Raw genomic sequence first — 22287 nt, forward strand, 5'->3', positions numbered from 1 at the left:
GACCATGATTAAAGCATCAGTTTCATATTTATTCAAAAAATGAATACTTTTGGAATTTATGTACGTATTGAATTTAGACTAAACCTTAAGGAGGTTCTTAATGAGACGAAGAAAATCCAGGATGATGCTGGCAGCGGCGCTTGTGATGGCGATGCTTGCTCCAACTGGAGCAATGGCTGCCGGCCAGAGCACTGCACTTAACTACGAAGAGACGCGGAAGTCAGCGGCGGAGAAAGCCGCACTGCTCACGGAAACTTACGGTACGACAAGCGTTCAGTATGCACTTATCGATCATGGCAGCATTGTCGTATCCGGTCAGTCCGGTCGAAACGATGAGAAAGGGAAAAGGCCGTTGACGGCGGATACGATGTACGGCATCGGGTCCACGAGCAAGATGTTCGTTACGGCGGCCGTGATGAAGCTGGCAGAAGAGGGAAAAGTAGATCTGGATACGCCTGTCGTCACGTATATTCCCGGTTTTACGATGAAAGACGAACGATACAAGCAGATTACCCCGCGGATGCTGCTTAATCATTCCTCCGGTCTTAACGGATCGTCGCTCGCGAACTCTTTTTTGTTTGAAGATAACGATACCTATGCGCACGATTCACTGTTGGAACAATTGGCCAACCAGAAATTAAAGGCCGACCCGGGCGCTTATTCGGTTTATTGCAACGACGGGTTTACGTTGGCGGAGATTATGGTGGAGAAGGTCAGCGGCATGGATTATACCTCTTATATCCATCAGAATTTTACTAAACCGCTTGGAATGTCCGATACGAAGACGCCGCAGGACCAGTTGGACGCATCCAGGATGGCGGGTCTATATTTTCCTACATACGAGGGACAACTGCCGAACGAGTCGGTCAACGTTATTGGGACGGGCGGCGTATATTCAACGGCCGAAGACATTGCCCGATTCTCGCAAATCTTCACAGGCCAAGTTGAAGGCATACTTTCTGATGAATCGATCGAAGCGATGGAACAAGAGGAATATAAGAATGGCTTATGGCCCGATGATGCGGATACGTCTTTCAGCTTCGGTCTCGGTTGGGACAGTGTCAACCTGTTTCCGTTCAGCGATTACGGCATTAAGGCGCTGACGAAAGGCGGAGATACGATCCTTTATCACGCATCGCTCGTTGTACTTCCAGACCATGACATGGCTGCCGCCGTTCTCTCTTCCGGTGGCTCCAGCACGACTAATCAATTCTTGGCGAACGATTTGCTGCTTCAAGCGCTCAAAGAGAAAGGGATCATCACCGAATTCAAACCCGAGAAGTCGCATGGCACACCTGCTGCGTCGGATATCACGTTGGAAATACAGAAGAATGCAGGGATGTATGGAGCAACGAATCAATTGATCAAAACAGACATCAGCAATGCCGGCGAATTGACGCTGTCTTTGGTGCAAATGCCGGACTTCCCGGCTGATAAATACGTGTATACGGCGGACGGTTCTTTCATGAGTGCGGATGGGAATACAAAGATCAGCTTCGTGACGGAGGAGAATGGCCGCACATATATGTGGGCCAGACAGTATGTCTCGCTTCCAGGGCTTGGCCAGACGGCCTTCTCGCATTATATAGCCGAGAAGCTCGCGGCTCAGGAGATACCGGAAGAGACCGCTGTCACCTGGATGGATCGAGACGGCAAGAAATATTACCTGGTCAGCGAAAAATATACATCGCTGGCGTACTTGATAATGTCATCCCTCAGCGTGGATTTGATCAAGGAAGCACCCGGATATGTGTTGGACAAAAAAATAACCGGCCCGAATACGGCTTCCAGCGATTTGCAAATTCCGGCACTTAGCGGCAGAGACCTCATGGAGTATAACTTCTATACTCGGGAGGGAGCCGAATATCTCGAAGCCGCGGGCAGCCTATATGTGCATGAAGATGCAGTGAAGCCGCTCTATACCGGTCCAAAATCCTCGACTACCATTGCGGCGAGCGGTCATGCCAAGTGGTATAAGGTGCCCGTGAAGGCCGCAGGCAGGACCATGAAGGTGAAAATGCCTGCAAACAGCTCGTTTGCCGTCTATGACGAGAAAGGCACATGCGTGAATTTCACCGTGATCAGCGGCGATCATAAGGTTGTGCTGCCTGAGAAAGGTACCGTTGTTTTCGCCGGTGAAGCCGGATTGAAGTTTGACTTATCTATAAAATAAAATATTACAGCGATATAAACGATTGAAGCTTGGAAATGAAAAGCCGCAGGAGGGGAGCCTGCGGCTTTTCTGCCATAACGAATCGAATATAAACGGATTACACCGATTTGCGCTCCTATCGAATCATACTTCCGAATATCAGGTTTTTTTTACAGGGAATCTTAACACAGTTTTCAACTTTGACGGTTCAGTCTTACGGGGATCCGACAAATAAATTTCCCGATGAATTTTACTTGAACGAATAAATCCTTGTTCTGTACAAAACACTTCCATTCGCGTAAAGCTTTCCGGCTCATCGTCAAAGCTTCCAATATGCATCATTTGACAACTCATTCCATCTTCGACATGTTCAAACCGAATTTTCTCAAGGAATGGATTTGACCTTTTCCTTTTCAATTGTTCCAAAAATCGTTCGAAATTTACTTTTGTCAAAAAATCGGGTTGGCGTATCATAATCGTGTACTTAAAATTGCTTTTGTCAGTCGCGGGCTTTGACCGATCAAGCAAATCCCATTCGCCTTCAAGTGGAAAAACCGTATATTCATAGTATCCAGCAGGCACCTTTTCACTTTTGTAAGACATTCTCACAGCATAACTCATACTGTACAAAGCTTCTGTTGCCATGGCGAATTCCTCGCCGTTAGGGTCCCCAGAACCACTGACCATAAAAAATGGCATCTGTGGCACTACCACAATTTCCGGCAACCTTTTTGGCATATAGAGTTGCTTATAATCTTTTTTATAATCTACCTTTTTGCCCAAAGCCAGTATCTCCTCCAGGAATTAGCAAGTTTTTTCAGATCCTTCAAGCCCATGGTAAATCATCTCCGAAACAATGATGTTACCCTAATTATAGAACAAACGTTCGTAAGTGTCAACGACATTTAATATAGCCAAAAAATAAAAAAACATCCGACATCAACTGTCGCATGTACGAGGTGCTAATAGGTGGGTGGATTCAAATAGAAGGTGGTGTTTCAAACCACTTATACTATTACTATAGCCTTCGGATTATTATAAGTCTATACTTTTTATTAAATTTCCCATAAGATGGTTTTTGCCGGCCGGCAAATTCATCTTTGTGGGGGGTTCGACGTGGTATATGCGAAGCAAGGTCCGACCAGCTGGTATCCAGGCGTACTCAGGGCCGGGAGAAAGGAGTGCCCAGTTGTATTATCATTTTAGCGAGGAGCCGGGTATCAGACGATTCAAACCGCGGCCATCGGCGGCGTTCCCGCATTACCCGCCTGTCGTGTTTGCTATCGATGAAGAGCACGCGGCGCATTACTTTTTCCCCAGGGATTGTCCCAGGGTTATATACTGGAAGGCGGATTCGACGACTGAAGAGGACCTGAACGCTTTCTTCTCACATACGGCGGCGGCCAAAATCATAGCAGTCGAGAATGGCTGGCTGGAACGGATTCGAAGCACGAAGCTGTATGTTTATACGTTCGCTGAGGAGTCGTTTGAATGCTTCGACGGTACAGCGGGTTATTATATTTCAACCTCTGAGGTAGCTCCATTGAATGTCGAACCGGTCGGCGATTTGCTGAAGAAGCTGTTAGGCCGTCGGGTAGAGCTAACCTTTACCCCTTCTTTGCACCCCATTCGGGACAAAGTAGTCGCTTCAACGGTCGATTTCTCTATTATCCGGTTTAGGAATGCAAGGAAACAAGACTAGTAAACGATTTTTAGTTGAGTGGGGGATGCGGCAATGAATAAAGGCGCATTAATCGGCCGCGGGCTGACGGCAGAGGTATTCGAATGGGGAGAAAACAGGGTTATTAAGCTCTTCTTCTCCTCCGTATCGCAAGATTGGATTGACCGGGAGGCGAAGACAGGAGCCATCGCCGCGGCCGCCGGCATCCCTTCCCCGAGCGTATATGAAACGATCGAAGTTGAAGGTCGAAAGGGCATCATCTATGACCGGTTGAAGGGCAGCTCCATGCTGAAGCTGATTCAGGCGGAGCCCGGCAATACATGGCTGTACGGGCGCCGGATGGCAGAGCTTCACGCCCGGGTGCACCAGTCGGACGGAACGGGCAAGCTCCAGCTCCAGAAGGAGATCATTGCCGGTGCGGTCAGGGATTCGGCCGCTTTGCTTGGTGAGCGTACAAAGCGGATTTGCGAATATCTGGGTGCCATGCCCAAAGGGAGCTCGATCTGTCATGGCGATTTTCATCCGGATAATATTATCGTCAACGGCCAGTCAATAGGGATCATCGACTGGATGAATGCCTGTATCGGCGATCCCCTCGGCGATGCCGCCAGGACATGCCTCATGATAAATTCACCATACATAACTCCGGATATTCCAGCCTCCATGGCGCCGGTAGTAGCTGAAATCAAGCGGGTCTTGCTGGATAACTACCGCGAGGAATATTTACGACTGACCGGGGCGCATCAAGATGAGCTCAAGGCATGGATGCTGCCCATCGCGGCTGCCAGACTTCGGGAGAATGTGCCCGGAGAAAGCGAATGGCTGATGTGTATGATCGATGAATTGCTCTCTGAATGAAGCATGCGGGCGGCCGACAGGTTTAAGTCCACTTGGCCGCCCAGAGCTTCATCTCTTTCAGAATTTGGTGCAAATCAATACCCTTGGGCGTTAATGAGTACTCGACCGTCACCGGTACTGTGGGGTACACATGGCGTTCCAGCACTCCGTGTTCCTCGAGATGGCGAAGCGTGCTGGTCAGCGCGCGCGGACTGACTGAAGGAATGCAGCGCTGAAGCTCGCCGAATCTTTTTTTCTCGCAGAAGAGCTCACGGAGCACGAGAAATGCCCATTTGCCGCCAATAACATTAAGCGTTTTTTCAACATTGCAATCAATGGAAACCGGTTCCTTCGGAATATAGTTATTTACGGACATGTATGCAGTCTCCTTCTCCGATAATTACTTACATCCAGTATAGTATATATATGCCGCTCAATAAAATGAGATTTTTTTCACTACTTTATAAATTTATATAAGCATGTGCACAATAGAAGTGGGGCTTCATCTGGAAAGGTGCTGACCATTCGGATAAATGCTGGGAGGGTGCGTCCTATGAATTACCGCAAGCTGGGCGGCAGCGGTTTGAAAGTAAGCGAGATCAGTCTTGGAAGCTGGCTTACTTATGGCGGATACGTTGAGCGCGAGAACGCAGTTAAAGCAATACATACCGCTTATGACTTAGGGGTTAATTTCTTTGATACGGCAAATGTGTACGAGCAGGGAGTTGCGGAAATATTGCTTGGTGAGACGATCAAATCGTTTCCGCGCGAGTCCTATGTTCTGGCGACAAAAGCCTATTGGCCGATGGGTGAAGGTCCCAACGACCGGGGCTTGTCGCGCAAACATGTGATCGAGCAGTGTCATGCGAGCTTAAAGAGATTGAATGTGGAGTATGTAGACATTTTCTACTGCCACCGCTATGATACGGAGACTCCATTGTACGAGACGCTTCGTGCGATTGACGATCTCATTCGCCAGGGTAAAGTGCTGTATGCCGGTGTTAGCGAATGGACGGCCTCCCAAATGGCCGAAGGGCTCGCGATTGCAGATCGTTATCTGCTTGACCGGATCATTGTGAATCAGCCGATATACAACATGTTCGAGCGATATATCGAGAAGGAGGTCATACCGTTCGCCGAGCGAAACGGTATTGGGCAGGTCGTCTTCTCGCCGCTGGCGCAAGGCGTGCTTACAGGAAAATATTCGTCTGCGAATGACGTTCCGGCGGACAGCCGCGCGGCGAGATTGGAATGGGTCCGCAAAGGGCTGACTGAGGATAGGCTCGCGAAAGTACGGGCCCTTTCCGGCGTTGCGGCCAAGCTCGGGATCCCGGTTGGACAGCTGGCTCTTGCCTGGATTTTGCGTCAGCCCAATGTGGCGAGCGCGCTCGTGGGGGCAAGCCGCCCGGAGCAGATCGAAGAGAATGTAAAAGCCGTCGGCTTTGTACTTTCGGATGACGTAAAAGAACAAATCGAACACATTTTCAATTAGTATTGTCTTCAGACGGAATTGGAGCACCAACGAGAGCCCGCCCTTCTTAAATAACGAATGGCGGGATTTTTTTTTATCCCGGCGGCCCAGACTGAAGAAATAAGAAATACGGATATCTTTTGAAACAAAATTCTGATATATTGTTATTTATCTGTAAGAAATGAATTATTCGACTAGAGGTGGAGCCATTTATGAAACCGGTTACCGTTTACGACATTGCAAGAGAAGCCAATGTATCAGTCGCAACAGTGTCCCGCGTTCTGAACAACACCGCTCCAGTCAAAGCATCTACACGTGAACGGGTCGTATCCCTGATCAACAAATACCAATTTTCCCCGAATGCGCTTGCTCGCAGTCTGATCAAGAAGGAGACGGGCATGATCGGCATTATTTTGCCGGATATTACGAACCCGTTTTTCCCTGAGGTTCTGGCTGGTCTCGAGCAGGAAGCGAGAAATAAAGGTTATACATTCTTTCTGTGCGATACCGGCTCCTCCAACCAGGATGTGCAGGCACAATATCAGCGTGAATCGCAGTATTTAAACATTCTGGTTGAGAAACAGGTGGACGGGATCATCATGCTCGGCGGCCGTGTCGACCTGGTGAAATGCGACCCCGACCTGATCAAGGAAGTCGCGGAGGTGAACAAGCGGCTGCCTGTTGTACTGATTAACGGTAATTTGCCCGGCGCCTCGCTGTATCGGGTCGTCATTGACGAATCCGCAGGAGCGGCTATGGCTATGCAGCATCTTATTGATTTGGGCCATAGAGAAATCGCTTTCATAGGCGGCTACAAGCAAATGTCGAACACAATCCAACGAGTGCAGGGTTACGTGAAGGCGATGGAAAGAAATGGACTGCCTGTCGATAAGAAGAGGATCCTGCAGGGCGGCTTTTCCGTCGAAGCGGGAAAGAAGCTGATGGCGGAATTGTTGAAAAATAACGAGCATGGCCGTATTACCGCGGTCTTCTGTGCAAACGATCTCACTGCTATTGGAGCGATTAAAACCGCTGTAAAAGCGGGTCTTCGCGTGCCTGAGGATATTTCCATCATCGGATTTGACGATATTCCTTTTGCAGCGAACAGCATGCCGGAGCTGACGACGATCTCCCTGAAGTGCACAGAGCTCGGCCGGATGGCCGCAGATGTCCTCCATAAGCTCATTACGAACAAAAAAGTCAGCAGGCTGACTTCAATCCAGCCGGAGCTTATCGTTCGGGAAAGCACGGCGCCCCTTAAAGAGTAAAATTTTGTTCAATAATTTTCTTGACAGCGCTATCATTTTGATTTAAGATCGACTCAAAGAAGCCCTTGTGAAAGGGTTTACTATTTTCCTAGTAATGAAACCCATTTCACAATATGGCAATAAACCAATGCTCGCAGCTTTTCCTCTCGCTGTCCTTTACGCAGAAATACACTTTGCTAACGGTAGAAGATGTCCCGGCATCCCTCTAATAGCCGCTAAAGATCAAGTGTATTTTTTATTTGGTCATTGTGAAATGGGTTTCATAAATGGGCATGAATAGTGAGAGAAGGGGTGTCAGCACGATGAGCATGAATATGATGGAATCGGATTCTGCGTTATCCATACAATGGGCACCCGATTCCTTTCGTATCAACGGCAAGCCCGAAATTATCCTTTGCGCGTCACTCTTCTATTTCCGCATCGCAAGGGCGGAGTGGCGAAGCCGGATGGAACAGGCCAAAGCGTTCGGCTACAACGCAATCGATGTGTACTTCCCGTGGAATTACCACGAGAAACGCGAAGGTGAGTGGGATTTTAGCGGGGAACGGGATATCGAGGACTTTCTGAAGACCGCCGCTGAGGTCGGGTTATGGATCATCGCACGTCCCGGACCATACATTTGCTCTGAATGGGATGGCGGGGCGCTTCCGGCCTATTTATTTGCCAAGGAAGGTATGACGCTCCGGGATAACGATCCCGCCTTTCTGCACGAAGTTTCCAGATGGTTTGACCGGATTTTACCGCTTATTCAGCGGTATGAGCTTGGCCGGGGAGGTACGGTGATCGCCGTTCAGCTTGACAACGAGCTCGACTTTTACGATTGCAGCGATCCCCATGGGTACATAGCGGCCTTGCGGGACATGGCGCTGAACCACGGCATTCAAGTTCCTCTCATTGCTTGTGCCGGGCAAGGCGGACTGCGTGAGGCATCGGGATTCGCGGAGGGTGTGGTGCCTACTTGCAATTTCTATCCCAATGACCTCGACCCGGAGTTTGAGCAGAAAGTAACGGCTTATAAGAACGAGCTTGCAGCTAGAGGACTTCCTCTGCTTGTGACGGAGACGAACCGTTCACACTTTCTGCTGCGGCGTCTGCTCTCCTGCGGAACGAAGCTGCTCGGACCCTACCTTCAGGTGTCCGGCACCAACTTCGGCTTTACGAATGCAACGAACAATTGGGGAAAGCCGCTTGCGTTTATGACTTCGGATTATGATTTCTACGGAATGGTTTCGCCGGAAGGGCGGATACGGGACGAGGCGTACGAAGGGCGTATGCTGCACCGAATCATTCAGGCTTACGGCAGCTCGCTTGCCGAGGGGAAACCGGCCTTGAACCTGAGCATGGTTGTCGGCGGCACGAAGAATACGGCGGTGAGACAGAGTCTGGAGCTGAAACAGGGCGGTAACCTGCTGTTCGTCACGAATGTCGGTAACCAAACTGAAGAAATCAGTCTTCGGCCAGGTTCGGTTCAGAAGGATATCAAGAGAGTTTGTCCTGCCGGGGAGTGTGCGATACTTCCGATCGACGTGCCCCTTGGCACATGGGGGCTTTCCGGAACGCTCCTTTATGCGACAGCCGAGCTGACCGACGTGAAGCAGACTTCCTCCCGGACCGTCATGGTGTTTCATACGGAGCGCGCAGGTGAGATTGCCATACGGCTTGATGAACGGTACGAGGCCGAGACGGACACGAGTAATATGTGGCTAACCGAAGAGGGAGATTTACTGACGATTTCTTTCACGGCCGATTGCATATCGACGTGCCGGATTCAATTGAACGGGGGACATCTCCTCGAGCTGATCGGGATGAAACGAACGGATGCGCTGCTCCTTGAGGAGATCAATGAAAGCGGAAACATAGTAGTAGGGGATAAAAAAACGTACGACCTTGAACCCCGTACCATGGAGAACGCTTGGAGCACCAGCCGAATTGATCCGTCGGCTTCTATGTCGGGAGGATCGCCGATTGCTCTCGATAAAGCGGATTTTCTCGAAAATCAAGGCTTTTACCGAGGGTACGCCTGGTATGAAGCGTCATATAAGTATCCTGCCCATGAGTCGCTGCAGGGTGTGCTTATTCGACAGGGGAGCGACGTGGTTTCGCTCTACAACGGATTGCGCTACATCGATACGGTCACACCAGGTGGCGGCAGCCGTTATGTACCGGTAAGCGCCAGCGGCAATGCATACGATGCCGGGAACGTCGAAAACACAGGCAAGAAGGGCGGCAATGGCGGTTCAGGCGGTCGATCAGGCCAATTTAACGCACGGGTGGAAATATGGGGACACACGAACTTTGACGATGCCCGGCTGCCCGGCCTGCGGCTGAATGCGCGTAAAGGCCTCACTGGGTTGACAGCGGTTACAGATGCGAAGAACATTACCTCGAACTGGCGGGTGTTGCGCACGAATACGCGTGAGCTTCAAGCGGAATTGATCGATCCCGGCTTAGACGACAGACATTGGCCGCTTGTAAGCTTTGGCAATTGGATGTCTCCGGATCATCCCGCGTTTGAGTATTACCGGAGAAGCTTCCGGGCCGGAGAGGATGCCGATTCGTGGACGCTTCATTTTCAAGGGCTGCAAGCTGTGGCACGAGTATTTGTAAACGGCATGGAGATTGCAAATGCGAATCCGTTCGACCCCTACCTGGATATCAGTGCTTTTGTGACACCGGGCGAAACCGTTCATATCTCAGTTTTTCTCGAGCGGGTGCTGGGGCTGCCGGCCGGTAACGTGCTTGTCTATGAAGGAAGCGCGGCCGCCGAGTGGAAGCTTTCCGCTGCGGAGGAGCCGGAGCTGCTGCGGCATGCAGCCGGCAGTCGGATTGAATCCGTTTTAACGGAGATGCCGCTAATGCTTGAGCCTGGCGAAATGTGCTGGCTGTATGGCATGCTGCAGGATTCGAATGATGGTGCCGGCTGGCGCGTATTCGTTCGAGGGAGCAATATGAAGCTTACAATATTCTTCAACGGCCAGCTGGTTGGACGATTGTGGACCCCCGGAGGCGAAGCGCGGCCGGTCATGACAGGCGGCGACCCGGATTCCTTTTACTTGCCGGGTGCATGGTTCTGCGAAGAAGAAGGCAAGGAAGGCAATGAGCTGACCATTATGCTGGAAGCGGTTGTGGCAGGGGCAACTTCCGTTCTTGAAGGATTGGCATTCATTCCCACAGTCACACAGATTCTGAAAGAGAAGGGAGGAACAGCCGGATGAAATCAATTGCTGAACCCGCCGTTTTAACGAATACCCGGGAGCAGAGCAAAAACTCGCGTTTCAGGAGGTTCTGGAACAACAAGACGCTCATTCTGATGTGTTTGCCGGCCATCGTATTCTTTATTATTTTCGCATATCTGCCGATGCCAGGCCTTTATCTGGCTTTCATTAATTACAACTATACGGACGGCATCTTCAAAAGTGCGTTCGTCGGCTTTGATAATTTCCGGTTTCTCGTAATGACCGGAGATCTCTGGCGGCTTACCTTCAATACGGTCGCTTACAACCTTGCGTTCATCGTGCTCGGCAATTTTCTTCAAATCTTTGTGGCAATTTTGCTCAACGAGCTGAGGAAGAAATGGTTCAAGAAGCTGTCCCAGACCATTATGTTTCTGCCTTTCTTCATTTCATTCGTCATCATTGGCTTGATCGCTTACAACATTCTGAGCTATGACTACGGTTTGCTCAATGTCATCCTGACATCACTCGGGGCGGATCCGGTGAAAACCTACTCCAACCCAAGCATCTGGCCCTTCATTATCATTATTACGTTCTTATGGCAGTCGACCGGCTACGGATCCATTGTATATTTCGCAGCTATAATGGGGCTGGACAGCGAGGTGGTTGAGGCTTCGGAAATCGATGGCGCCAACGCCCTTCAGCGCATCCGGTATATCGTTCTCCCATGGCTGAAGCCGACGTTTATCATTCTTCTGCTGTTCTCGCTCGGCGGTGTTCTGCGAGGCAACTTCGGGTTGTTTTACAACCTGGTCGGAGCCAACAACACGGCGCTGTATGCGACCACGGATATTATTGAGACGTACGTGTTCCGTTCGCTTATGAACAATTTCAACTTCTCCATGGGCAGCGCGGTCAGCTTGTACCAGTCCGTATTCGGTTTTATCGTTGTCATTACCGCCAACTGGCTGGTGAAGAAGTTCTCGCCTGACAATACGTTATTTTAAAACGCCAAGCTTATGCTTACGAAGAAGCGTTTCCAAGAATAACGCCAAGCTTATGCTTACGAAGAAGCGTTTTCTAAGAAAAACGCCAAGCTTATGCTTACGAAGAAGCGTTTTCCAAGAAAAACGCCAAGCTTATGCTTACGAAGAAGCGTTTTCCAAGAAAAAACGCCAAGCTTATGCTTACGAAGAAGCGTTTTCCAAGAAAACGCCAAGCCTATGCTTACGAAGAAGCGTTTTCCAAGAAAACGCCAAGCTTATGCTTACGAAGAAGCGTTTTCCAAGAAAACGCCTTAGGAGGGTTGCTAAAATGGAAGCTGTCCAAAAAAGGATACGCACGGATGCGGCATCCGTGGCGGTGCGGGCGTTCGGATATGTGTTCATCGGATTGTTCTCGCTATGCTGTTTGCTTCCTTTTCTCCTTGTGCTGGGAACTTCCTTTACAGCAGAAGGAGCTATCACGAAGTTCGGGTTTAACATCTGGCCGAGAGAATTCAGTACGTTCGCTTACAAAATTGTGTTTGAAAATCCCGATCAGATTCTCGGAGCGTATGCCGTCACGATAGGCATTACTTTGGTAGGTACCGCGGTAGGATTATTCCTCGTCGCGATGACCGGATATGCGCTTCAGCGGCCGGATTTCGAGTATCGCAACGGCATTTCCTTCTTCATTTATTTCACGACGCTGTTCTCCGGCGGTATTGTGCCGTTCTACTTGCTGATGACGCAGTATTTGAGCCTGAAGGACAATTATTTGGCCGTTCTTCTGCCTGGTTTAATGAGCCCGTTTCTCATCATCATGATGAAGAGCTTCACCAAATCGATTCCTCATGCCATAACCGAGTCCGCCAAAATTGACGGAGCGGGGGATTTTACGATCTTCATGCGTCTCATTCTGCCGATGACGACGCCGGCGCTGGCTACGATCGGTCTGTTCATTGCCCTTGGCTATTGGAACGAATGGTATCACGCGATGCTGTTCCTCTCGCCTGATATGAAATACAGGCCGCTGCAGCTGTTTCTGTATAACGTCATCACGAGTGCGGATTTTATCCGAAATTCCTCGGCTTCATCGAACGTTCCGCTGAGCGATATGCCGCTGGAATCGATGAAGATGGCAACTGCGGTTGTGGCGACAGGGCCGGTCATACTCTTCTATCCTTTTATTCAGAAGTACTTTATTCAAGGGATAACGGTTGGCGCAGTCAAAGGATAATCACCGGGTGACAGAGGTTGCGAATAGCGCACCTCTTGCCATAGCCGCTGTAAGCGCTTTCGGAGCATGGCGGCAGCTTATAAGCTCGATCATAAAAAGGGAGGCAACACAATGGCAACAGTAAAGCGTTTATCAATCATGCTTCTGATGATGGCAATGATCGTCAGTCTGGCGGCATGCGGCGGCGACAACAAGGGAGCGGATGGAAATTCGACCGGAAGTGCGAACTCAGGCGGCAAAACATCCACCGACGACGGTAAAATCGACACCTCGAAATTCGAGACGATTACGTATGTTGTGCTTGGCGACAAACCTAAGAACGGCCAGCTTGAGAAAGTAATGGCGAAGGTCAATGCCATCATGAAAGAGAAAATCAATGCCGAGCTCCAGTTCAAATGGGTGGAATGGGCTGACTGGCAAACCAAATACAATCTGCTTCTTGCCTCGGGCGAGCCGCTTGACCTGATCACGATCGGAACCGACTGGCTTGATACGTGGGGCAATGCGCAGCGGGGAGCTTTCCTTCCATTGAACGACCTGCTGCCGAAATACGCACCGCAAACATGGGCGGAAGTTCCGCAAGAGGATTGGGATCAAAGCAAATACAAGAAGGATATCGTCTTGATTCCGGAAAACCACTTCACGCAATGGGTCAACCACGGTATCTTCTACCGCGGCGACTGGGCGAAGGAATTCGGCATCGACAAGCCGATCACGGACTTCGAAACGTTGGGAAAATACTTCCAAGGCGTCAAGGACAACAAGAAAGTCATCCCGTGGGATGTTAACGGAACGAACGGCGCGCTGTACGGCGGCTTCGCTGCGGCTTACACGGACAATATCGAGCTTCCGATTTCGACAGGTTATGCGAACGTGTTCTATGGCAAATCCTATGACGAGCGTTATACGGTAGACAGCCCGATCTTCAACGATGATTTCATCAAGTTTGCTACGATGATGAAGGAATGGGGAGACAAAGGCTACTGGCGCGAAGACGTGCTGAACTACAAAGGCGACACCCGTACCGAGCTGCAAGCCGGACAAACCGGAGCGGATCAACACCATACGCAAACCTTCAAAGGGCTGCGCGTCCAAATGGACAAAAAACAGCCGGGCTCCGAGCTGCAAATGTTCGCATTCTCCGATACGCGCGGCAACCTGATCTCCATGCCGATTACGCACGGCGGCACGTCGGTCGGCGCGCACAGCAAGCATCCTGAACGCGCGCTGATGGCCTATGAGCTGATCCGCCAGAACGAGGAGATTTACCATCTGATCAACTACGGCATAGAAGGCGTGCAGTATGAGATTAAAGACGGCAAGCGTGATCTACCAGCCGGCTATGATGAGACCCGCGACAAATTTTATACCGACTTCTGGGGCGGGCGTGTAGACAGGTTCGAGATCCCGAGCGTTAATGATTGGGACCAAATCGGCGAGATCTACAAAAAATACGATGCTATTAAAAAGCCTTTCCCATATGGTAAATTCGTATTCGATAAAACGGCTGTAGATCCGTATATGACGGCAATCTCGCAAGTAATCGGCGAGAAAATGCCTGCAATTATATACGGCAAAGCGGGAGATCCGGTCAAAGCGGTTAACGATCTTCGCGACAAGCTGAAAGCAGCGGGCTACGACAAAGTGAAAGATGAAATTCAACGCCAGCTTGATGAATACAAGAAGCTGGACCAAGGCTAAACGGCACTTATGCTGAATTAATAGGGCTGCTCCTTACGTCTTAAGACGTAAGAAGCAGCCCTTTCATTGTTCATTTACCGTGATGTTATTTTGGAAATTTGATGTCGATCTCTTGAAAGTAATCGTCCAGTGCTTGTTTTCGCATATGCAGCTGTAAAATCCCGTTTCTGAACACGGCTGAGCAGCTTTCCGGAATGACATAAGTGGTGAGCTTGATGATCTTCCTGGTGTTGCCGGGCAGCCCCTCCAGCTTGATTCTGTTGATACCGGCAAATACCGTTATATTTCTGACCTCTTCTTCGGAGAAATGCAATTTGACGATAACATTTTTGTGAGTTTCGAAAATCTCCATCTGCAGGTTTTTCTTTGTTTGTGATTTGATGGATACCGGTTTTGGTAAAAACTGCGTCATAGCATCCTGAACGTATTTGTCGACCCAGGACAAATCGTCCATTTTCTCATGAATATTAAAGGGAAAATCATTGCCCCACACCTTTTTGAAATTTTGCCAATTAAACTCTCCTTTTGGCGGGCTGTTTTTGGAATCGTCCATAATCAATCACCTCAGGTGCCGTTATTTGTTATCTCGCGTCGCGTTTCCAGTGGTTTGAAGGGAACATGAGGACTGAAAATCAACGAATCAGCCGGTGTATCGAAGTAGGAGGAAGTGATGATGGATTCCGTATCTCCGACCAATACGACGGATGAACTGCCTAACCCCACGATCTCGATATCCCCGATTTTGATGCGTTTGTTCACAACCGTCATTTTCATCATACGTCTCCCTCCTCCGGTCATGCTCATGAAACGGTTTCTGCCCGGTCCGCTTACTTTCTATATTCTATGCAGTTCCAAGGGCGGAATGAATACTCGGAAACAGAACATCATAGGATACTTATAAGAGTCTTCACAAACGACGGATTTCGTGCAGTCAGGCGGGATCCGTACCCAAGGCCCGAGAAAAAGGGTGTCGTGGTATGCCGGCTATTGTGGGTGCGATTAATGTGAACAGTGTAAGTGGAGTCTTAAATATAGGCGATGTCGGAACGATAGCGCCGAGCAGCTTTAACAAAACATTTGCCGGAGGCGGATCGTTTAATTCCGGTGAGACCCTAAACATCAATAATTCCCCCAGCGTAATTAATATTTACGGTTCCGATGCTTACGAACAAAGGATCATTGTACCGGAACGTTCGGATCGGGAGGTTAGACGGCCATGAATTTATTCGTTCACCAGAATATTGTCATTCATAGTCTGAAGGTTGAGGGGATATCGAATTCCTCTGTTCTCCAAATCGGGAGCGCAGGCATAATAAAACCGCTCGCACAGCTTTTTAATACGGGAGGGTTTACTCAGCCCGCACCGCCGGCGGGACCGCAGCCGGGTGCTGCAGTTCATTCGCCCATTCCGTTTATTCCGTTGACACCTCTATCCCAGCCTTAAATCAGGTTGTAACGGGCGATTTGATCAGGAGAGGTTGATTTGAATGTATATGCCCCCGGAATTATTACGATTTTTGCAGCAGTTGAATGGATACATGCATTATCAAAATCAACAGATCCAGCAAATGGATGAAAGGATTCAAGGCCTTATTCAGGAATTCAACAGGTTTAAAGAAAAATATACCGAGCCTCCCGTTATTCGGAATGAATACCGGTTTGATTTGTTGAAGGTGGAAAAATTAGAGGGAACGTTAAACATAGGAATCAACCCGAACGGAGCTGAGAACGGATCCGATTCGTCTATAGAAGAATTCGCCATCGGACAATCAATGGAAGTTCCGTCAATGATCGAGAAACAGTATCCACAGTTATATCCGGGTGTTAAGCAGCAGGTTGACGATTATTTAAACAACGGCGCTTTCGAGTCGCTCAAGCAATTGGAAAATCAATACAGCCACCCGCTGGATGACCAATATCGCAAGTTTATTTTGGAGGACGTGAGAAATCAAATTGATAATCGAATCCGCGATTATTTGAAACGTATCCATCCCGAAGAAGCGGCACCGAAACAATTAACATATATTCAGCAATCGGTTTATGAGGATGTAAAACGGGATATTGATAAAACGTTCGAAACATTTTTGAGAAACTTGCTCCGAAAGGAGAATGGATCATAAGATGGAATATACCGTCATTAACTGCGAGCTCTCGGTTGTGAATATTAAAATGTCTTTTGTGAGCACAGCTTCCACTTTTATAGTCGGGGATGTTAAAACGGTCTCTTTGTCCAACGTCTTCGAAGGACCGCCTGAAAAGTTGATTATCGGTGTTACGATACCGGTTCTCCCCCCGATTATTCCTACTACCTAGTAAAGGAGAGTTCGCTGTTGACCAGCAGAGTCTCATCCGTCGGACAAATCCGTATAACGGATACGGGAGCTACCGCTGTCTTTGAAATCGGAGATTCGAAACAAATTTCACCGGTTAATCATTCCATTGCCGTACAACGCGAGAAAGCGATTTATTTCCAAAATGAATTTAATTTTCGCGATTACGCTATTTTTTTTCGGCCGATTTCAGAGTCGGTCCTAAATGAAAAAATCAGGATGACAACGATCAATGAATCCGCAGTGATCGGTGTGCAAAATATTGATGTTTTCGCTATCTCAGGCGCTGCTGTCGTCCAAATCGGATCAAGTGAAGCGCTGCGAGCCGAAACACGAATTAAACATATCCGGCATCTTTTAAGAGAAAGACCCCAAAGGTTATGATTTTATTATTCCGACCCGAATGCGCATAGCCGGTTCTATGCCGTTTGCGGCGCGCCCCTAAGGGGGGATTTATTAATGCCATCCCTCGTTAATTCATTCAATATTAACACGAATTCAGGCGTCATTAACTTTGGAGATACGTTAAATATTTCCCCGCAAACCTCTTCCAAAACGGTGTCAGGCCAGGGCGGCTCAAATACGGGGAATGTCGTCATTACACTGAACGGGGCTAATGTGAACAATGCAACAGATCCTGATGTAATTGACCAACCAAACACAGAAGCTGTTTAAGTCGGGGGTTGTTATTCGGTTCAAGGCGATAACCGGATCGTTATTCCATTTCCAAGGCTCATTTGTGACGTGAGAACCCCCGCACTGCGGGGGTTTTTCTTGACTGAAAACGGTTCGTGGGGAAAAATGTATAAGTAGAAGGAAAGAGTGCGAAGCGGGGTGTTAAAGACGAAAAATTACAGCTTATTTAATCCTCAATGGACAAGCGGTGATTACCGGACGAAGATCATCGCGTATTACTACAAGCAGTGGATTGATTTTCAGATGGGCTTTCATGCTCATCATACCGTTGAAATCATGTATGTGATTTCCGGCACATGCACGGTAGAAATGAAGGATCAGCCGATCGTCATGCGCAAGGGTGACCTTATAATGATTGACGGGGGCGTGCCGCACCGCCTTATTGTAGAGAAGGATAATCCTTGCCGGATGCTTAATGTCGAGTTTACATTTACCGATTGTGAGGGTGTTTATCCTTCCATGAAGCAGCTCGCGCAGGGAAACGCCGCTTTACGGGAACTGCTTCATCGGCAGAACAGCTATATTGTGCTGCGTGATCCGAGCGATGTCTATTATACGCTCAAAAGCCTCGTAATGGAGCTGGACTCAGCAGGTAACGGGGATGACTCCAATATGGCTCATTTGCTCATTTCCCAGCTGATTATTCGCGTCGCCAGGCTTGCCGCCGAGGAAGCGAAGGACAGCGCGGTAAGGCAGATCGACCACTATGTGCGAAGGGCGGCCGAATATATTCATCAGCATTACGACTGCGATATTCAGGCGAAAGATATCGCCGCTGCGGTCAATCTTCATCCCGTCTATTTGCAGCGGATCTTCAAAGCGAGCATGAATGTGACGATGACCGAATATCTGGCTGAGCTAAGAGTGGAGAAGGCCAAAATGCTGCTCGCCCGAACCGATGTCCCGATTATTGAAATCGCCGATTATGTCGGTCTGGGCAGCAGGCAATACTTCAGTGCGCTGTTCAAGAAGTATACCGGCCTTTCACCGGCCGTTTACCGAAAGTCGGTTGAAACGATGCAGGGACATGAAGACCAGGTTGTAATAGTTGACATCCCATAGCCAATCCAGTTGCGAAATTGAAAACGCCTTCCCCATGTCCCTGCTACAATTGGGATAGCAAGCCGGTCAGTACCGGCATCATGAGGAGGCGTTCTTTTTCATGTCGTTCAAAGTTACATTTATCGGGGCCGGAAGCATCGGTTTTACACGAGGGCTGCTGAGGGATTTACTCGCTGTCCCGGAATTCCAACACATTGATGTTGCTTTTACTGACATTAACCCGCATAACCTGGACATGGTCACACAGCTTTGTCAGCGGGATATTACCGAGAATGGCCTTCATATCAAGATCCATTCGACGCCTGATCGCAGAGAAGCATTGAAGGATGCGCGCTATGTATTCGTGGTCGTTCGGATCGGCGGACTTGAAGCGTTCCAGCACGATGTCGATATCCCGCTTAAATACGGCGTCGACCAATGCGTCGGAGATACGCTCTGCGCCGGAGGAATTATGTACGGCCAGCGCGGCATTGCTGAAATGATGAATATTTGCAAGGATATCCGCGAGGTCGCTGAGCCGAATGCGCTGCTGCTCAATTACGCGAATCCAATGGCAATGCTGACATGGGCCTGCAATAAATACGGCGGCGTTCGTACTATCGGCTTGTGCCACGGCGTTCAAGGCGGGCACTGGCAAATTGCTCAGGCGCTGGGCCTCGAGAAGAAGGAAGTAGACATTATATGCGCGGGCATCAACCACCAAACCTGGTATGTACAAGTGCGGCATAAGGGCGAAGATATGACCGGCAAGCTGCTTGAAGCGTTCGAGAACCACCCAGAGTTCAGCAAAACGGAGAAGGTTCGGATCGATATGCTCCGCCGTTTCGGCTATTATTCAACGGAATCGAACGGCCATCTGAGCGAATATGTGCCGTGGTACCGCAAGCGAGCTGATGAAATTAAGGACTGGATCGACCTTGGGACATGGATCAACGGCGAGACCGGCGGTTACCTTCGAGTCTGCACGGAAGGGCGCAACTGGTTCGAGACTGATTTTCCAAACTGGATGAAAGAAGCACCGCTGGTCTATTCAGCAGAGAATCGCGGCGAAGAGCACGGTTCATATATTATCGAAGGGCTTGAAACCGGCCGCGTATACCGCGGGCACTTTAATGTCGTCAATAATGGCGTTATCGCAAATCTTCCGGACGATGCCATTATCGAAGCGCCCGGTTATGTGGACCGTAACGGTATCAGCATGCCGCATGTCGGCGACCTGCCGCTCGGCTGCGCCGCCGTGTGCACCGCGAGTATTTCGGTTCAACGTATGGCGGTGGAAGCGGCGATTCATGGCGATGACAAGCTTCTCCGTCAAGCGTTTATGATGGATCCGCTTGTCGGAGCGGTATGCAATCCGAAAGAAATTTGGCAAATGGTGGACGAGATGCTCGTGGCGGGTGAGAAATGGCTTCCACAGTACGGCCCGGCCATTGAAGAAGCGAAGGCGCGTCTGGCCTCCGGGAAGCTCGTTCCGACCCGCGAGGGTTACAAAGGCGCTGCGCGTCTGAAGACGAAGACGGTCGAGGAAATGATGGAGGACCGCGAAGCGGCTAACCGAAATGCAGGCGAATCGGACAAAGCGAAGGAACGTCCTGCGGCTGCACATTAACCGAAAATGGAATATGCTCCAACTATTAGGAACCCGAAAGGGTTCTTTTTGTTTTGTACAAGGCAAATGCGTTAGATTTTGATATTCGAGTGGGTTATTGATATATAAAGCGCTTTCGTCCCTGATTATAATAAATGCCAGACACATAAATAGACGAAGGAGGAGTAAGATGAGTGCCAGCCTTACGAAAACTGCGGATTCTGCGCTCACAAGAAAGCGATTCCAAATCAAGGATAAATATACACTCTTCTTGATGGCGCTGCCCTTTCTTGTACTCGTATTTTTATTCTCGTATTTGCCTCTCTACGGGTGGATTTACGCGTTCTATGACTATCAACCGGGCATTCCGCTGGCGAATACGGACTTCGTCGGCCTGCAATGGTTTACTGCTATGGTATCGGATCAGGTTCAACGGGCCGAGATGTTCCGGGTTCTGCGCAATACGTTCGCCATTAGTTCACTCGGCATAGTGACTTCGATACTTCCCGTAATCTTCGCGATCCTTCTGACCGAGGTAAGGAATTCGAAGTTCAAGAGGATCGTTCAGACCTTGACGACTTTGCCGAACTTCATTAGCTGGGTATTGGTATATTCCTTCGCATTCATGCTGTTCTCGGTTAACAACGGCTTCTTCAATCACCTCTTGATGAGCCTCGGTTGGATTAGTTCGCCGACGAACATCCTCGCCGATGACAATCACGTGTGGCTCGCGATGACGTTGTGGGGAGTGTGGAAAGGGCTCGGATGGGGCGCGATTATGTACATCGCCGCGATTACGAGCATCGATTCGGAATTATATGAAGCGGCCAGAGTGGACGGTGCGAACCGTTTCCGCCAGATCTGGCACGTGACGGTGCCGGGCATCATCCCGACGTACTTCGTGCTCCTGATTTTATCGATTGCGAACTTTATCAATAACGGACTCGAGCAATTTTTTGTGTTCGCCAATGCCATGAACATGAACCATATCGAAGTGCTCGATCTGTACGTGTATAACATTGGCATGGGGAACTCCAACTTCGGGTTTGCTACCGCTGTCAGCATCATGAAATCCATCGTCAGCCTGTTCCTGCTGTTCGCGGCCAACGGCCTGTCCAAGCTCATCCGCGGCCAAAGTATCATCTAAGACGAGAGAGAAAGGAAGAAGAGACAAATGGCGACCAGACAAAGATTTACCTTGTTCGACGCGTTAAACTATACTCTGCTCGGCTTGTTCACATTAGCCTGTTTCTTTCCGTTCTATTATTTGTTTATTAATACGATCAGCAACAACGACATAAGCAGCAAAGGGCTGGTAATGTTCTGGCCGAAGGGGTTCCAACTGTCCAACTATGAGAATATTTTCCAAATTCCCGGCCTGGGCATGGCTGCGCTCGTGTCGTTCGGGCGTACCGTGATTGGCACGGCATTGACGGTAGCGGCGTCCGGCTTGCTCGGGTTCCTGTTCACGAAGAATCAGATGTTGGGGCGCCGGCTGTGGTATCGATTCATTATCGTAACCATGTATTTTAACGCCGGTCTGATTCCATGGTACTTGACGATGCGCAATCTCGGACTGACCAACAACTTCCTGGCTTATATCCTGCCTGGGATCGTATCTCCATTCTTCATTATTTTGGTCAAAACGTACGTAGAGTCGACGCCGATTGCCCTGCAGGAGTCCGCACAGATCGACGGGGCGGGAAACCTCACGATCTTTTGGAAGATCGTCATGCCGCTCATTACGCCGATCCTGGCTACCATCGCGATTTTCTCTGCCGTCGGCCAGTGGAACCAGTTCCAAGACACGCTGTTTCTTGTGACGAATCCGAAGCTCTTCACGCTTCAGTTCATTCTGTATCGATATTTGAACGAGGCTTTGTCTGTCGCCGAGCTCATGAAACAAGCGATGAGCGGGGGAGGATCGGTGGCTAATCTGGCTTTGCAGCCGACGCCGACTTCAATCCAGTCGACGGTTTCGATGATTGTCGTGATCCCGACCTTGCTCGTTTATCCATTCTTCCAGCGGTATTTTGTGAAAGGCCTCATGATCGGTGCGGTTAAAGGCTAGCGCGCCGATCTGATGCACACAAACTCTTTTAAGGAGG

Annotated in this window: 23 protein-coding genes; 19 read left to right on the top strand and 4 right to left on the bottom strand. The window is 49.4% G+C overall.

Going from position 1 to position 22287, the window contains the following annotated elements:
- Positions 1 to 100: 100 nt before the first annotated feature.
- Entirely contained in the window at positions 101 to 2173 is a 2073-nt protein-coding gene (locus KZ483_RS06340) for a serine hydrolase domain-containing protein (protein ID WP_220351848.1), read from the top strand.
- Positions 2174 to 2311: 138 nt separating this feature from the next.
- Here KZ483_RS06340 and KZ483_RS06345 read toward each other — a convergent pair whose 3' ends face one another.
- On the bottom strand, positions 2312 to 2935 hold the full coding sequence (locus KZ483_RS06345) for a GyrI-like domain-containing protein (protein WP_220351849.1): 624 nt from the start codon (positions 2933 to 2935) through the stop codon (positions 2312 to 2314).
- Between the two features lie 406 nt (positions 2936 to 3341).
- Between KZ483_RS06345 and KZ483_RS06350 the strand changes: the two genes are divergently transcribed.
- Positions 3342 to 3854, top strand: a complete 513-nt coding sequence (locus tag KZ483_RS06350) for a DUF6886 family protein (RefSeq protein ID WP_220351850.1) — start codon at positions 3342 to 3344, stop codon at positions 3852 to 3854.
- Positions 3855 to 3887: 33 nt separating this feature from the next.
- Positions 3888 to 4691: a phosphotransferase gene (locus KZ483_RS06355; RefSeq protein WP_220351851.1), complete on the top strand. Its 804-nt coding sequence runs from the start codon at positions 3888 to 3890 to the stop codon at positions 4689 to 4691.
- 22 nt (positions 4692 to 4713) lie between these two features.
- Here KZ483_RS06355 and KZ483_RS06360 read toward each other — a convergent pair whose 3' ends face one another.
- Positions 4714 to 5046, bottom strand: a complete 333-nt coding sequence (locus KZ483_RS06360; protein ID WP_220351852.1) for a winged helix-turn-helix transcriptional regulator — start codon at positions 5044 to 5046, stop codon at positions 4714 to 4716.
- A gap of 177 nt (positions 5047 to 5223) precedes the next feature.
- Here KZ483_RS06360 and KZ483_RS06365 point away from each other — a divergent pair, with 177 nt between their 5' ends.
- The 6 genes from KZ483_RS06365 to KZ483_RS06390 all read left to right on the top strand — a co-directional run bounded on the left by KZ483_RS06365 (position 5224) and on the right by KZ483_RS06390 (position 14503).
- Positions 5224 to 6162: an aldo/keto reductase family protein gene (locus KZ483_RS06365; protein ID WP_220351853.1), complete on the top strand. Its 939-nt coding sequence runs from the start codon at positions 5224 to 5226 to the stop codon at positions 6160 to 6162.
- 191 nt (positions 6163 to 6353) lie between these two features.
- Entirely contained in the window at positions 6354 to 7409 is a 1056-nt protein-coding gene (locus tag KZ483_RS06370; RefSeq protein ID WP_220351854.1) for a LacI family DNA-binding transcriptional regulator, read from the top strand.
- Positions 7410 to 7711: 302 nt separating this feature from the next.
- Positions 7712 to 10624, top strand: a complete 2913-nt coding sequence (locus KZ483_RS06375; RefSeq protein ID WP_220351855.1) for a beta-galactosidase — start codon at positions 7712 to 7714, stop codon at positions 10622 to 10624.
- Positions 10621 to 11589, top strand: coding sequence for an ABC transporter permease (locus KZ483_RS06380; protein ID WP_220351856.1), 969 nt, complete (start codon positions 10621 to 10623; stop codon positions 11587 to 11589). The genes KZ483_RS06375 and KZ483_RS06380 overlap by 4 nt, the downstream gene beginning before the upstream one ends.
- Before the next feature lie 307 nt (positions 11590 to 11896).
- The gene (locus KZ483_RS06385; protein ID WP_220351857.1) at positions 11897 to 12802 is read left to right on the top strand and encodes a carbohydrate ABC transporter permease; all 906 of its coding nucleotides are present in this window, start codon (positions 11897 to 11899) and stop codon (positions 12800 to 12802) included.
- A 111-nt stretch (positions 12803 to 12913) separates the two neighbouring features.
- Entirely contained in the window at positions 12914 to 14503 is a 1590-nt protein-coding gene (locus KZ483_RS06390; protein WP_220351858.1) for a DUF3502 domain-containing protein, read from the top strand.
- Between the two features lie 85 nt (positions 14504 to 14588).
- On the opposite strand, the gene KZ483_RS06395 is transcribed toward KZ483_RS06390, so the two are convergent.
- Together KZ483_RS06395 and KZ483_RS06400 are read right to left on the bottom strand one after the other, a co-directional pair.
- A complete protein-coding gene (locus KZ483_RS06395) occupies positions 14589 to 15056 on the bottom strand; it encodes an Hsp20/alpha crystallin family protein (RefSeq protein WP_220351859.1) in 468 nt (155 codons plus the stop codon).
- A gap of 11 nt (positions 15057 to 15067) precedes the next feature.
- Positions 15068 to 15280 carry a spore gernimation protein GerPD gene (locus KZ483_RS06400; RefSeq protein WP_397376154.1) on the bottom strand — a complete coding sequence of 71 codons (213 nt, stop codon included), beginning with the start codon at positions 15278 to 15280 and terminating at the stop codon, positions 15068 to 15070.
- 200 nt (positions 15281 to 15480) lie between these two features.
- Between KZ483_RS06400 and KZ483_RS06405 the strand changes: the two genes are divergently transcribed.
- From KZ483_RS06405 to KZ483_RS06450, 10 genes are all read left to right on the top strand, one after another.
- Positions 15481 to 15723, top strand: a complete 243-nt coding sequence (locus tag KZ483_RS06405; RefSeq protein WP_220351860.1) for a spore germination protein — start codon at positions 15481 to 15483, stop codon at positions 15721 to 15723.
- Positions 15720 to 15947: a spore germination protein GerPB gene (locus tag KZ483_RS06410; RefSeq protein WP_220351861.1), complete on the top strand. Its 228-nt coding sequence runs from the start codon at positions 15720 to 15722 to the stop codon at positions 15945 to 15947. The genes KZ483_RS06405 and KZ483_RS06410 overlap by 4 nt, the downstream gene beginning before the upstream one ends.
- 49 nt (positions 15948 to 15996) lie before the next feature.
- Entirely contained in the window at positions 15997 to 16623 is a 627-nt protein-coding gene (gerPC, locus tag KZ483_RS06415; protein ID WP_220351862.1) for a spore germination protein GerPC, read from the top strand.
- On the top strand, positions 16613 to 16816 hold the full coding sequence (locus tag KZ483_RS06420) for a spore gernimation protein GerPD (protein WP_258881559.1): 204 nt from the start codon (positions 16613 to 16615) through the stop codon (positions 16814 to 16816). The genes gerPC and KZ483_RS06420 overlap by 11 nt, the downstream gene beginning before the upstream one ends.
- Positions 16817 to 16833: 17 nt before the next feature.
- On the top strand, positions 16834 to 17217 hold the full coding sequence (locus tag KZ483_RS06425) for a spore germination protein GerPE (RefSeq protein WP_220351863.1): 384 nt from the start codon (positions 16834 to 16836) through the stop codon (positions 17215 to 17217).
- A 75-nt stretch (positions 17218 to 17292) separates the two neighbouring features.
- Positions 17293 to 17508: a spore germination protein gene (locus tag KZ483_RS06430; RefSeq protein WP_220351864.1), complete on the top strand. Its 216-nt coding sequence runs from the start codon at positions 17293 to 17295 to the stop codon at positions 17506 to 17508.
- A 159-nt stretch (positions 17509 to 17667) separates the two neighbouring features.
- Positions 17668 to 18591 carry an AraC family transcriptional regulator gene (locus tag KZ483_RS06435; protein ID WP_258881560.1) on the top strand — a complete coding sequence of 308 codons (924 nt, stop codon included), beginning with the start codon at positions 17668 to 17670 and terminating at the stop codon, positions 18589 to 18591.
- Positions 18592 to 18691: 100 nt separating this feature from the next.
- Entirely contained in the window at positions 18692 to 20200 is a 1509-nt protein-coding gene (locus KZ483_RS06440; RefSeq protein ID WP_220351865.1) for an alpha-glucosidase/alpha-galactosidase, read from the top strand.
- A gap of 169 nt (positions 20201 to 20369) precedes the next feature.
- The gene (locus tag KZ483_RS06445) at positions 20370 to 21326 is read left to right on the top strand and encodes an ABC transporter permease (protein ID WP_220351866.1); all 957 of its coding nucleotides are present in this window, start codon (positions 20370 to 20372) and stop codon (positions 21324 to 21326) included.
- 27 nt (positions 21327 to 21353) lie between these two features.
- The gene (locus KZ483_RS06450; RefSeq protein ID WP_220351867.1) at positions 21354 to 22250 is read left to right on the top strand and encodes a carbohydrate ABC transporter permease; all 897 of its coding nucleotides are present in this window, start codon (positions 21354 to 21356) and stop codon (positions 22248 to 22250) included.
- Positions 22251 to 22287 lie beyond the last annotated feature (37 nt).

The sequence above is a fragment of the Paenibacillus sp. sptzw28 genome (genome assembly GCF_019550795.1).
GTDB lineage: Bacteria > Bacillota > Bacilli > Paenibacillales > Paenibacillaceae > Paenibacillus_Z.